Here is an 11707-nt window from a genome sequence, read left to right as displayed (position 1 = left end):
GTGCGTGCCGAGGTGTCAACGCACCTTATGGCCAGTGCGGGAAGTGTGAGAAGGCTGGTTTTCTCGATCGGCGGCAGCCCGTCGAGACTGTGTAGCTGGGTGTAGAGCGCGCATCGTGGATTTGTCGGGGGATGTGCTGTCCGGCAGGCTCGACACCTGCTTCGCGCAACTCTTCCTGGGCGGCTTCCAGCGTGATACCGCGCAGAGTGGCGATTGCCTGCGCGGACAGCACTTCTTCGTATGCCTTGATAGCTCGGGCGAGTAATCGGATTCCGGGTACGCGCCACGCCGATGAATACGGCGTCGCATACCGGGTTTCGCATCGTCAGGCCGTGTTCGTACGGACCCGCATCCAGTACGGCGACGTCGATGGCGGTCGCCTGTTCGATGACCGCGACCAGGTCGCCCAGTGTGCGACTGGGCCGGTCTCGGCCATGGGTGTCCTCATTCCCGCACACCAACAAGCGAAGAACAACCATCGTGAAGGGCGGCGCCCGGAGTGCCGATGGCCGGGATTGTCCCTGCTGCAGGTTGCAGGCAGGCCGACGGCTCAGGTCGCTGCCTTCTTGATGCGGGCTCCGAGCGCGTCCAGTTCGTCGAGGACCAGGCCGGCGCCCCACACCTGATCTCTCTTCCGGGTCGTCAGAGGCCGGATCACTCCGCTTTCATGGAGGCGCTTGATGGCTGTATAGGCCCTGCTTGTGCTCAGCCGAAGCCGGTCGGAGGCGTCTTCTGCGGTGATGACGGGCGTGGTGAGCAGCGACGCCATGATTTTGGCGGCGGCGCTGTGGCTGCGCAGCGGACCTGTCAGCTCTCGCCACTGGTCGGGGATGGCGGCGAGATGGCGAAGGAGACTCGGAGAATCTGGAGATTCTGCGGGGCGGCGACATGCCGAAAGCCAGCGGCCCCGTAGCTTCCGGTCGACATCTGACGCCTCGTCTCTCACTATGTGGAGTCGTCGCGTGGAGGTCGTAACGTAGGGTGCGGTTTCGGAGGACAAGCCGTCGGGCGTGACCCCGGACCGACCTCCTGCCCGTTCTGAGGCCGCCGGCACGACCGCGTGGCCATGACTGAATCGAGGTCGGCTCCACGTGGAGGCCGCAGCGAACTTCCCTGACGCAGTGACGTCCTGTTCACCTGACGCGGCGATATCCCGCAACGCGGCGACGACCCGTGACATGTCGCGCTTGGCGCGCCTGCGCGCCCACAGCGCTCTCTCCACGTCCCTGGCGTTGCACAGCGATAACGCGTTGCGCGAGCTCGTGGACGCGGCCGCGCCGATCGGCGCCGGTATCGGCGGGAAGACGGCGCTGCTGGAGGTCTCCGGATCCCCGGTCTTCGTGAAGCGAGTACCCCTCACCGACCTGGAACGGCAGCCGGAGCACGCTCGGTCCACGGCGAACCTGTTCGACGTGCCGCTCTTCTGCCAGTACGGTGTCGGCCTCATCGGCGGTCCGGGCTTCGGGGCCTGGCGTGAGCTCGCCGTGCACATCATGACGACGAACTGGGTGCTCGCCGCCGAACACGAGGGCTTCCCGCTGATGTACCACTGGCGGGTACTACCGGATGCGACACCGCTGCCGGAGGAGCTGGCCGACATCGATCGCGCTGTCGCCTACTGGGACGGTCGACCGCAGGTACGCCGCCGGATCGAGGCCCTGCAGGACTCTTCGGCGAGCATCGCGTTGTTCCTGGAGTACATCCCGCAGAACCTGCACGAGTGGCTGAACGCCCAGATCGAGGCGGGTGACGAGGCCACCGACCGGGCCTGCGTCATGGTGGAGCGGGAACTGGCCGCCGGCATCGCGTTCATGAACAGCCGTGGGTTGCTGCATCTCGACGCGCACTTCGAGAACATCCTGACCGACGGTCAACGCCTCTACTTCGGCGACTACGGCCTGGCGCTCTCCTCCGGGTTCGACATCTCGCCGGAGGAGGCCGCGTTCTTCGACCAGAACCAGAGCTACGACCGCGGCTACACCGCCACTTACCTGGTGAACTGGCTGGTCACCGCCTTGTACGGGCTCCGGCGGGAGGACCGGGAGGCGCGCGCCATGATGGTGCGCGTCTTCGCCGAGGGCAAGCCGCCGGAGGGAATCCCTGTGGAGGCCGCCACGGTCCTCACCCGGCACGCGCCGATCGCCGCAGCGATGTCCGCGTTCATGCGTGCGTTCCAGCAGGCGAGCCGGAGCACCCCGTATCCGGACGAGGAGATCCGCCGCCTGCTGGGCGGCCAGGCCTCTGTGCTCGTTCAGCCCGTGTGACAGACCTGGAAGCGGGTGGTAGCGGAATTGGTGAGCTGTATTGCCCGAGGAGCCGATTCGGTGTTCGCGCAAGCGGTGCTCGAGGCCGGTGGGCGACTCGAGGTGGTGTTGCCGTCCCGGAATTACCGCGAAGCCAAAGTGAAGCCTGATCACGCACTGGTGTTCGATGAGCTGGTGGCGCGTGCGTCCGAGGGTCGGGCAATGGATTACGAGGAGGCCGGCCGGGAAGCATACGAGGCTGCGAACGCGGCGCTGCTCGGGTTGGCTGATCGGCTGGTCGCGGTGTGGGATGAGGGAGGTGGCGAGGCTGGCGGCACGGCAGCGTGGAGTGGCTGTGGATTGTGGTCTGGACCGAAGGCGCCGCGTGAGTTCAACCGGTTTGCCTTCTCGGTTACTAACAGAAAAAGCAAACCCGGACCACTTCTTATGCCCTATCGGACATCTGGAGAAGCGCAGGGTAACCATCAACAGTGATTCGAACGCTGCTGGAATATTCACCGGGTTGGAGAAGATCAGGGGTGATGTAGATTGCCCGGGCGACCTCGCCGCCCTTGCCTCGCAGGGCGCGGGCGCGAAGGCATGCTGGGCGCACGTCGAGTGCTCCGCAACGCAGTTTGGCGGGGGTGTACTGGCGAGACGATGGGTTTCTCGTTACCCCACAGCGCGGCCGATGAGTTTGTGGCTCCCGGTCGGTCAAAGCTCGTGACATCTAGGAAAGGACACAGCAATGTCGGAGCTTCTCGTCGACTTCATCACCTCTCTCGACGGCTACGCATCGGGAGTGGGATGGCCCGGTTTCTGGGGCCTCGAGGGCCCGGAGTACCTCGCGTGGCTCGGCGAGCAGCCCGAGGTCACCTACCTGATGGGAGCGAACACCTACCGTCTGATGTCGGGCTTCGCCGCCGGCGAGGTCCCGGATGGCCAAGACGAGTTCAGGCCCGAAGAGGAGGCGTCCGTCGATGAGCTCACGCAAGCGTCCAAGGTGGTGTTCTCCTCCTCGCTCGAGGAGCCACTGACGTGGGCCAACTCCACGCTGGTCCGCGACGACGCCGTCGAGGCGGTCCGCGCCATGAAGTCGAGTGGTTCGGGGCTCCTCAGCACGATCGGCAGCCTCAGTCTGTGCCGGTCCCTGCTACGAGCCGGGCTCGTCGACCGCTTCCGGGTCGTGATGTTCCCGGTGATCACCGGGGCGACGGGCGAAGAACGCATCTACGACGGCTATCCGGACGTCGCCCTCGAGATGATCGAGCACCGCACCTTCGACGGCCGTATCCAGCTGGTCGAGTACAAGCCCCGCGTACTCGAGCACCCGCCGCTCGGCACCCCTGCGTGACGTCGCCCTGTCCGCCGGTACGGCCCGCCGCCGGTCCGGCGGGGTCGGTTGCTCGCGAGGTCAGCGGCTACTCCGCGGTTGACTCAACAATGCGCGGCCGCGTTCCGGGGTGAGGCTGTACGCCAGAACAGGGTCGGCGAGCAGCGCGACCGGGGCGATGTGATCCGGAGTGCGGGGCTGCCAGTGCGCCATGGCGGCTTCGAGTGCCTGCCACAGGGCTGTCGGGTCGGAGTGGTGTTCAGTGAGCGCATTCCGTACCGCGGTGTCGAAGGCCTGGTTTCCGTAGGTGAGGCGATAGCCGGGCTGCTGCGCCCGAGTTCGGTGCTCGTCGATGGCACGTCCGATCTCGAACCCTTTGTCGTTCTGGGCAACTTCGAGGATCTGGGCAACCTCGAGCGCGGAGTACTGCGAGGACTCGTCCTCGGCGTGTTGCCGGGCGATTTCGAGGGCTACGCGGTGCCCGGTGTGTGCGCGGTCTGCCTGGTGCTGGGCAATCTCGAGCGCGGAGCCATACCAGGGTTCTTTATGCGTGTGTTGCAGGAACACGCACGGCAGGAATTCTTCGGTGAACAGTGAACCGGTGAAGAATCCGTCCGGGACGGACTCCGGGGACAGCAGCTGCGAAAGAAGCCGGGAGGCCTCGTAGGGGGAGGAAGCGGCGAGGAACATCTGGAGCTGGACTCGGAGGACTGTGGCGCGTGGTCGCCCGAACTCTTGGGCTTTTTCCAGGGCCACCATCGCTGTGTCGATATTCCCGGAAAGAGCCTCGCCCCGAGCCTGCTCCACCACCAGATCCCAGCTGTCACGAGTCTTGCCCGCCGGCCGGCGCAGCCGATGAAAGCCTTGATACAGCGATTCCATGAGCGCAGTGAACGACGGGTACCGCCGCGGAAACTCAGCCCAGGAAAACACGCTGTAGGCGGCCCACTCGCCGGTCTCGTCACGGTCGGCCGGGTCGAGGAACAGAACCCCGGCGTCGGCGTGAAGCGAGATCAACAGTCCGCGAGCGAACGGGTTACCCGGTGCGTCGACCGGAGCATCGGTGAGCAGGTCGGCCCACGACTCCCAGACCGGTTCGAGGTCATGCAGCCACCCCAGATCGGTGGTGTCACGCATCTGCCACACGAATTCCCCGGCATGACGCCATCCATCGGTGGTCAGCAGGAAGCTGCGATACGAGGGCGGCAACTTCACGCCGAGTCGCTCCTCGACCGCCGCGACGTCGGCCTCGGCGGCCGGGGCGTAACCGAGCCAGCGCTGCCGCACCACCTCGGGATCCAGCTCACCGGAATCACTGGCGGTGATCCGTTCCTCGCTCCACAGCTCCAGCCACGGTTTCCAGTCCATTCCACGAACGCTACGAGTAGCCGCCGACAAGTTCGACATGCGTGCAGGCCGATATCGTGGTGAGAGTAGCTACTACTCCGGCCCTGCTTCGCCATGCCCGCAACTGCCGCATCGAGCGCCTTCCGGAGTTGCCCCGACACCGGATGAACAGACACGCGAGGCGAGAGAGGATGCCGGCAAGTGAAGGCGTGTGCGACGCTCTGATCAGCTGCTTGCGGTATCGGTCATGCTGTCGAGTGTGCACGCATCACCAGGTCCCGATAGGGGAGGCGCACGATCGGGTCAGCAGAAATGCCGACCTCCTGTTCGATGTCCTCGAGATATGCAGCTGCGCTGTCACTGTCGGAAGCGAGAATCTCGGTTTCGACGAAGGAGCCGACACCGGCGAGGATATCGATACTTATGGTCGTGTCGTCATGGCCTGGACGGCGATAGGTGGTGCGTGCCTTGTCGACTCGGACAAGTTCGATCAGTCCGATCGCCTCGAGCAGTGCGTTCGCCGCGCCTGCCTGGCCGGGGTCGGCGAGCCGAACGTTGATTTCCCGCTTCGCGATGACACCATGTTCCGAATGGGTGACTGTGCTGGATGGTGGCTTGTAGGTGATCTCGGCCGACCCGTCGCGATGCCGTACCCGTAGGCATTCCACGGTTTCCATGTAGTCGACGTCGGGCCTGCTGTAGTAGGTGTCGACTTCGGTGAGCGAACTGATTTCGCGATAGCCGAGTTCGGCGAGGCGCCGCTGCAGGGCTTCGCTGTCGGCGAGTTCGCGCTTGCGTTCGACCTCGATCAGGTCCATGCGGGGGATCATCCTTTCCAGTGAATTGCCGTGTGCAGTCGAGCAAGTGTCGGCTTCGAGCAGATCGTTTGCAGGGTGCCGAGAGCGCGTTGCAGGGTTTCGGTGTCGCTCAGCGGGATGTTCTGGAACAGCACCATCTGCTTCGCGTCGACCAGCGGGTTCGATAGGCGGTGGGTGAGGAATCGGTTGTAGTAGCGCCGGTCGCGGGTGAACACATCATCGGCCGAGACCGGCATCAGGACCAGGTCTTGGTCGGGATGGGCGTTGATCGAGTGCACGGCGAACGCGGAAAGCAGCTCGTCGACGGTGAGGTAGGCGTAGGTCTCGCGGCCTTCCCGGGTCAACCACGAATCCCAGGATCGGACACAGTCGTCGCCGCCCTGTTCGGCCGCGGACATGAACGCCATCAGGGCTACGTCGCTGACGGCGTCGAAGATATCTCCGTCGATCACATGATGATCGTCGAACGGTTCACTCACCGCGAGGACGTTCGCCCGTTGCATCGCCGGCATCCGGTCCGATTCCGTCAGGGTGTAGTGCACTCGTTTGTGGCCCGTCCGGAAGTCGATCCAATCTCCGGACAGTGGCCCGTCGAGAACCGGCCGAAACCCGAGGACCCCGGAACGCCAGACATGGTCGCGGCAGGTGATGTAGTGCCGTTGCACCTCGCGGAACAGCCCGACCGGCGCTTCGATCACCGCGCACACCCGGGTATCCAGTTCGGCCACCGGCACAATACGCGAATTCTGGCGGGCAACGACCTCGTCGTCGTGATGGTGATAGGGATGGGTTCCTTCACGCAGGTAGTGCGGGACGAACATGCGCCAGAACTGCAACCAGGATTGTGAGCTGTAGGATTGCACGACCCGCTCGTGCAGACTCGGCGCGGCGACGGCGTAGACGTCGCGGTAGACGAAGTAACCGTAGGGATGGAGCACGGTCGGCAGCGTCCGCATCAAGGTGTGCAATCCGGAGTAGGCGCCACCGTAGGAGTAGACCTCATGCATCAGGGCGGACGCGCTGATCACGTCGACCGGTTCGCGCAACAGTCGCCCGATGTCCTGAGCCCATCCGTGCACCAGCACGCACGACCCGACCGCGTTGAACCGCGCGATCGCGTCCGTGAGTGAGGCCGAGGAGACGCCGGGCGCTTCCACCAGTGTGAGTCGAACAGGGCGTGGATCCTCCGCTGCCCGCGTAGCGAGGTAGTCGACGGCAGCGCCACCACCCGGGCCGATCTCGACGATATGCGGTTCGGTTGATTCGATGCGCCGTAATGCCCGGTGTACGAGTAGCCCTTTCTCGTCACCGTGGTCGTTGGCGGCGACGTCGAGATAGGTTGCGGCCGACTTGTACTCGCGCGCGAAGTGGTTCGGTGCTCCGATCATTACGGCCACCAGATCGTCGCCGCGATCACCAGCAGCGGTAGCCCGATCGCGATGGCGAAGCCAACTGCCACCGGCGCGCTCATGGGCACACCTTCGCGGACGCCCAGCGGGCGAAGCTGAGTCGGGGTACCACTGTTTCCACGTCGGCCACGTCCATGACCGCGTTGAGTTCGAGCGGGCTCAGGTGGTCGGGCGCTGGCAGGATCACCAGGTCGGCGCGGGCATTGCGTGCCTGGTCGGCCACCCGGAGCACCGACCGTTCGTCGGGCCACACGAGGTGGTACCCGAGGTGGCGGGAGAAGCGGTGGATCTGGGCGCGATCCCATTCGGGTGCACGGCTGATGTCATAGTCGATCCAGCCGAACGCGATCAGGGGCATCATGACGCGGCCACGTTCGTAGGAACTCCGAGCCTGGTTCGCCCGGCGGGCATCTCGGAGCACAGATCGGTGAGCGGGGTTATCTGCCAAGCTCTGGGGCAAAGCTCGACGCCATTGACGAGGAACCCGCCGTAACCGGAACGGATCGCCGCGCGGACGGCGCGCTCCGGCATTCGAGTTGCGAGGGCGAGTCGTTCGACGGACAGTTTCGAGCCGATGGGCACGGCGCACAGTATCTGCGCTGGAAATGTGTTCAAAGGCTGAGCAGTCGCAAGTTTGGACATTCTTGTCACCTAGCGTCTGAGGTCGGTAGTAGTTTCCAGCTCATCGCGGATAGCGTCGGCAAATAAGACGTGCTGGCCGGACAGGTGTGTGCATGGGGGGTGTGCAGAAGTCGCCAACCGTCGTCATGGGCGCAATCACCGTGACACACTCCGATTATGGGACGTCACCCCAAACAACCGAACCATCAGCTGGCCGAGTTGCTCGATGAAACTCGTTCGAGCCGGAAAGGTTTGGCGCGCCGAGTTGTCGAGCGTGGCCGCGCGGTGGGTATCGAGCTGCGCTACGACCACACATCGGTAGGTCGATGGCTCGCCGGCGAGCGTCCGACGCCGCCTGGTCCGAATTTGATCGCAGAGGTTCTCACCGAACTATGCGGGCGTCGAATTACGCCCTTCGACTGTGGTATGTCCGCCAGCGAATCGGCAGACCTGGGATTGGAGTTTTCGTTGAGCCTCTCGGAGGCCACCGCCTCCGTGACCGAGTTGTGGAGGAGCGATGTGGAGCGTCGCCGGTTCCTGGAAGGCGCGGCATACGCCGTTGCGGTCTACCCGATCGCGAGCATGCGCTGGCTGACCCTGCCAGGTCGCGAACACCCCGTCTCTTCCGCCGGGTTCCGCCGCGTAGGAGTGGCCGATATCGACGCCGTGCGGACCATGACCACCGCGTTCCGTGACCTCGATAATCAGGTCGGAGGCGGAAAGGTGCGCTCCACAGTCGTGCACTACTTGCATACGTCGGTTGCCCCGCTGCTGCGCGGCAGCTACACCGAGGAGGTCGGCCGCCGTCTGTTCGCTGTTACGGCCGAACTCACGAAACTTGCGGGCTGGGCTGCCTACGATCTCGAGGAACACGGCCTGGCGCAACGGTATCTGATCCAGGCACTGCGGATGGCACGAGCAGCCGGTGATGCCGCGCTGGGTGCGGAGATTCTCGCGGCGATGAGTCATCAGGCGACCTACGTGGGTCGGCCCGGCGACGCCGTGGACCTCGCACGCGCGGCGCAGATCGCGGCGCGCTCGGCCGGCCTGCCCGCGTTGGAAGCCGGATGCCACATGGTAGAAGCCCACGGCCACGCCGCTCGTTCCGATGCACGATCCTGCGGGGGCTCGTTGAACGCGGCCGAGGGCGCATTCGACCGGGACAGTCCCGTTCGTCCTACATGGCTGGCATATCTCGACTCGGCGTATATGTCGGCCAAAGCCGGCCAGTGCTTTCGGGACCTGGGTGAAAACGATCGTGCTGCCGTGCTGGCACGGCGCTCTCTCGATATGAGTGACGGGTACCAGCGGGGAAAGGTGTTCAACCTGTGCTTGCTCGCGTCGAGCCTCACTCCCGAGGATCCGCACGAAGCTGTTCGGATTGGTACCCAGGCGCTCGAACTGTCCGGAACTGTGGAGTCCCGCCGAACCGGCGCCTATCTGCGAGACGTGCGGGCACGACTCGCTCCCTATCGCGATATTCCAGCGGTGGAGGAGTTCCGTGATCGAGTAGCCAATGTCAGGTCAGTGTGAGTGCCCGATACACGCCAACCACGGTCGCTGCGCCGACGATCTCTCCGCGGGAGATCATCTCGACCGCCTTGTCGAGTGGTACCCACCGGATGGTCTCGGCCTCGTTGATGTCCGGTGGGGTCTCGGTGAGCTCGGCACCGCGGGCCAAGTAGATCTCCTGGGGGTGGTCCAAGGTGCCGATCGCAGGCTGATACGTCACGAGGTGTTCCATCGTGAGCGGACGCCAGCCCGTTTCCTCTTCGACCTCACGGGCAGCCGCGGCGGCGATATCTTCGGCGTGGTCGACGTACCCTCCCGGTAGCTCCCACACCCACTGGTCGATGATCCACCGGTGCCGGTACATCAGCAGAACCTCGCGGTTGGCGTTGAGCACCAATGTCATCGCACATCGAGGCATCCGGGCAACGTACTGGGTGAACTCCACTCCGTCCGGGAGACGAATGTCGGCTGTGGACAGCCGAATGTGCCGGTTCTCGTCGACCAGATGCTCACCGAGGATCGTCCACTGGGTATCGCTCACCTCCTCGACGGTAGCGGAACCGGACCCGGAGGCAGATGTGTACGGACACCGTCACAAGAAACGCAGTCGAGTGCGGCCGGTACGTGACCAGCAGTGGGCTGAGGAGCACATGAGCTGATCAGGCTGTATATCCCCTGCTACCCGCTTGTGTAGCGGTCTCAACGTGTGCGGCACCATCATCCCGCTTCGAGTTCGAACCGCGCCAAATACTCTTGCTTCCCGGCCGATCGGTAACGCCGCCGTCGCTTGAACCGACAGGGTGACACAGGATGCCGCGCGGCCGAACTTGTCGGTGTCCTGTGCAAAGATTCAGAGATGAGCTTCCCAGGAAGCCAGGAGGGATGAGGTCCCTACGATGACAGGCCCGAAAAACGAACAGTACACTTCTTCGATCCAGTGCGCGTTATGCCTGATGGTACCGAGGTGGAACTTCAGACCGGTTTTTGGAAGGAGCTTCATTCCAAGGTTTCTGCACTGGAATCTGACGAGCAATTCACAACAATAAGGGGTATACAGTACCGGGGCGCTGCGCGGCATTGCTTGTTCACATCAGTCGACTATCTGTACTTGGGAAAAACGAGAGAAACAATTGACTACCCCGATAGTTCAGTTGGCGATGACGATGAACAGCCATTGGTGCTGGAGGACGGAGGGCGGCTGGTGGAACCGTGCTACTTGTACTGCGTCCGTAAACCCTACAATGTCGTAGCTACGTTACGTGCTAGTGGTGGCGCCACCATCTCTGCAGTCGAGACATGGATAACCCGCGTTCTGCGGGACGATCTTGGAAGAGACGCGATAGAGCTTCGTCCGGTCGTGCGCAATGATCAAATGGAACGGCTCGCGCAAGCTGAGAGCGTGGCTAAGTTCTCGGTAAAGCTCGATAAGGATAGGCACCCGACCGATTCCAATGGAACGATTTCAGGCGCTATCAAAGATGCCTACGAAAGTTTGGGCACAGGTGCGACGATGACGTTCGAGTGGAGCTACGGAAATTCAACCCCGACGCATGGTGCCGGTGTCAAGATGGTAGACCAAATTCGGCAGGTGCTGCGATGGAATGCTGCCAAGAGTGCCGAGGCTACCGTGCTTCGAACGGACGAGGGAGGCAATGTTGTGCGGGACCAGATTGACTTTTTTAAAGATCGGGTTTCGTACCGAGTGCCAGTAGGTGAAAGTTCGGAAATCGTACAGACTGCTGATGTGGTCACAGCGGCGCTGAGAGAAGCCTCCCGCATATATCTGCAAAATAATCTGCCAATACAATAATGGCACCTTAGAGTTGAGCGGAAGTCCATGCCGGGGTTAAAAAAGATCTGGAACTTTGTTGGCGATTGGCCAGGCGTTGTCACCGGTGTGATTGTCGTAGTGGCGGCGAGTCACGCGATAGTTGCGCGTTCGCTTGGATGGCCTTGGATTCTTCCGCCGAACGCTGGCAAGGTCGAGTCCAGCGTGGTTGTCAGTGTTTATCTCGGTGTGGCTTCCGTTGGTGCCATCTATGCTGGCTTCGCTGGGGTAATTATCGTTTTTGGTCTAACCCCTTCGTCGCGCCTGTTCCGAAACTTCCGAATCCAAGCAGGCGCGCGTATGGTTTCAAACTGGATTTCCATCATCTCTTGGGCTTTCTTGGCGGCTGGTGGTTCTTTGGTGGCCTCGTTTCTAGAATCCATTGGCTTCCGGTTTGTGGCCAGCTTTCTTTTTGAGTTTGGAGTTATGCTACTGATTCATAGTTCGATCCGTTCGGTATGGATAATGCGCCTCCTGTTGGAGTTGGTAAGAGTGGACGATTCTGCTGCGCGGCAAGTAGAAAGAACCGAGAGGTTCGGCAGTCCATTTTCCTAATCGGTCACCTCTTGCCATTTCGGCCATATATGTATTCGGCA

The 11707-nt window shown here is 62.9% G+C and carries 13 protein-coding genes; 7 read left to right on the top strand and 6 right to left on the bottom strand.

Annotated features, from left to right (window positions below):
* Positions 1 to 115 precede the first annotated feature (115 nt).
* Entirely contained in the window at positions 116 to 265 is a 150-nt protein-coding gene (locus tag B0T44_RS26980) for a hypothetical protein (RefSeq protein ID WP_175647950.1), read from the top strand.
* A gap of 285 nt (positions 266 to 550) precedes the next feature.
* Here the strand turns inward: B0T44_RS26980 and B0T44_RS05950 are convergent, their stop codons facing one another.
* Positions 551 to 769: a hypothetical protein gene (locus B0T44_RS05950; protein WP_077115370.1), complete on the bottom strand. Its 219-nt coding sequence runs from the start codon at positions 767 to 769 to the stop codon at positions 551 to 553.
* A 322-nt stretch (positions 770 to 1091) separates the two neighbouring features.
* Here B0T44_RS05950 and B0T44_RS05945 point away from each other — a divergent pair, with 322 nt between their 5' ends.
* The 3 genes from B0T44_RS05945 (at position 1092) to B0T44_RS05935 (ending at position 3597) form a co-directional block, all read left to right on the top strand.
* On the top strand, positions 1092 to 2264 hold the full coding sequence (locus B0T44_RS05945; protein WP_254854144.1) for a protein kinase family protein: 1173 nt from the start codon (positions 1092 to 1094) through the stop codon (positions 2262 to 2264).
* 60 nt (positions 2265 to 2324) lie between these two features.
* On the top strand, positions 2325 to 2738 hold the full coding sequence (locus B0T44_RS27850) for a hypothetical protein (RefSeq protein ID WP_245839735.1): 414 nt from the start codon (positions 2325 to 2327) through the stop codon (positions 2736 to 2738).
* A gap of 253 nt (positions 2739 to 2991) precedes the next feature.
* Positions 2992 to 3597 carry a dihydrofolate reductase family protein gene (locus tag B0T44_RS05935; RefSeq protein ID WP_077115372.1) on the top strand — a complete coding sequence of 202 codons (606 nt, stop codon included), beginning with the start codon at positions 2992 to 2994 and terminating at the stop codon, positions 3595 to 3597.
* A gap of 60 nt (positions 3598 to 3657) precedes the next feature.
* On the opposite strand, the gene B0T44_RS05930 is transcribed toward B0T44_RS05935, so the two are convergent.
* From B0T44_RS05930 to B0T44_RS05915, 4 genes are all read right to left on the bottom strand, one after another.
* On the bottom strand, positions 3658 to 4944 hold the full coding sequence (locus B0T44_RS05930) for an SMI1/KNR4 family protein (protein ID WP_077115373.1): 1287 nt from the start codon (positions 4942 to 4944) through the stop codon (positions 3658 to 3660).
* 224 nt (positions 4945 to 5168) lie between these two features.
* Positions 5169 to 5741: a class IV adenylate cyclase gene (gene cyaB, locus B0T44_RS05925; RefSeq protein ID WP_175647951.1), complete on the bottom strand. Its 573-nt coding sequence runs from the start codon at positions 5739 to 5741 to the stop codon at positions 5169 to 5171.
* Positions 5742 to 5749: 8 nt separating this feature from the next.
* A complete protein-coding gene (locus B0T44_RS05920; protein ID WP_077115375.1) occupies positions 5750 to 7129 on the bottom strand; it encodes a hypothetical protein in 1380 nt (459 codons plus the stop codon).
* A gap of 79 nt (positions 7130 to 7208) precedes the next feature.
* Complete coding sequence (locus B0T44_RS05915) at positions 7209 to 7511, bottom strand: hypothetical protein (protein ID WP_342749233.1); 303 nt, start codon at positions 7509 to 7511, stop codon at positions 7209 to 7211.
* 437 nt (positions 7512 to 7948) lie between these two features.
* On the opposite strand from B0T44_RS05915, the gene B0T44_RS05910 reads away from it, so the two are divergent.
* The gene (locus tag B0T44_RS05910) at positions 7949 to 9304 is read left to right on the top strand and encodes an NsdA family TPR-like regulatory protein (protein ID WP_077115376.1); all 1356 of its coding nucleotides are present in this window, start codon (positions 7949 to 7951) and stop codon (positions 9302 to 9304) included.
* On the opposite strand, the gene B0T44_RS05905 is transcribed toward B0T44_RS05910, so the two are convergent.
* Entirely contained in the window at positions 9291 to 9824 is a 534-nt protein-coding gene (locus tag B0T44_RS05905; protein WP_077115377.1) for an NUDIX domain-containing protein, read from the bottom strand. The two genes, B0T44_RS05910 and B0T44_RS05905, sit on opposite strands and share 14 nt — an antisense overlap.
* A 405-nt stretch (positions 9825 to 10229) precedes the next feature.
* Between B0T44_RS05905 and B0T44_RS26335 the strand changes: the two genes are divergently transcribed.
* Both B0T44_RS26335 and B0T44_RS26330 read left to right on the top strand, forming a co-directional pair.
* Positions 10230 to 11093: a hypothetical protein gene (locus B0T44_RS26335; protein WP_139347693.1), complete on the top strand. Its 864-nt coding sequence runs from the start codon at positions 10230 to 10232 to the stop codon at positions 11091 to 11093.
* A 27-nt stretch (positions 11094 to 11120) separates the two neighbouring features.
* Positions 11121 to 11666, top strand: coding sequence for a hypothetical protein (locus tag B0T44_RS26330; RefSeq protein WP_139347694.1), 546 nt, complete (start codon positions 11121 to 11123; stop codon positions 11664 to 11666).
* The last annotated feature ends 41 nt before the right edge of the window (positions 11667 to 11707 follow it).

The sequence above is a fragment of the Nocardia donostiensis genome, assembly GCF_002081715.1.
GTDB classification, from domain to species: Bacteria; Actinomycetota; Actinomycetes; order Mycobacteriales; family Mycobacteriaceae; genus Nocardia; species Nocardia donostiensis.
This window is presented reverse-complemented; position numbering and strand designations above follow the sequence as displayed.

Excerpts from the sequence above, each read along its gene's own strand:
- B0T44_RS05950 (WP_077115370.1), bottom strand. The coding sequence starts at position 769 with ATGGCGTCGCTGCTCACCACGCCCGTCATCACCGCAGAAGACGCCTCC.
- B0T44_RS05935 (WP_077115372.1), top strand. The coding sequence starts at position 2,992 with ATGTCGGAGCTTCTCGTCGACTTCATCACCTCTCTCGACGGCTACGCA.
- B0T44_RS05930 (WP_077115373.1), bottom strand. The coding sequence starts at position 4,944 with ATGGACTGGAAACCGTGGCTGGAGCTGTGGAGCGAGGAACGGATCACC.
- cyaB (WP_175647951.1), bottom strand. The coding sequence starts at position 5,741 with ATGGACCTGATCGAGGTCGAACGCAAGCGCGAACTCGCCGACAGCGAA.
- B0T44_RS05920 (WP_077115375.1), bottom strand. The coding sequence starts at position 7,129 with ATGATCGGAGCACCGAACCACTTCGCGCGCGAGTACAAGTCGGCCGCA.
- B0T44_RS05915 (WP_342749233.1), bottom strand. The coding sequence starts at position 7,511 with ATGATGCCCCTGATCGCGTTCGGCTGGATCGACTATGACATCAGCCGT.
- B0T44_RS05910 (WP_077115376.1), top strand. The coding sequence starts at position 7,949 with ATGGGACGTCACCCCAAACAACCGAACCATCAGCTGGCCGAGTTGCTC.
- B0T44_RS26335 (WP_139347693.1), top strand. The coding sequence starts at position 10,230 with ATGCCTGATGGTACCGAGGTGGAACTTCAGACCGGTTTTTGGAAGGAG.
- B0T44_RS26330 (WP_139347694.1), top strand. The coding sequence starts at position 11,121 with ATGCCGGGGTTAAAAAAGATCTGGAACTTTGTTGGCGATTGGCCAGGC.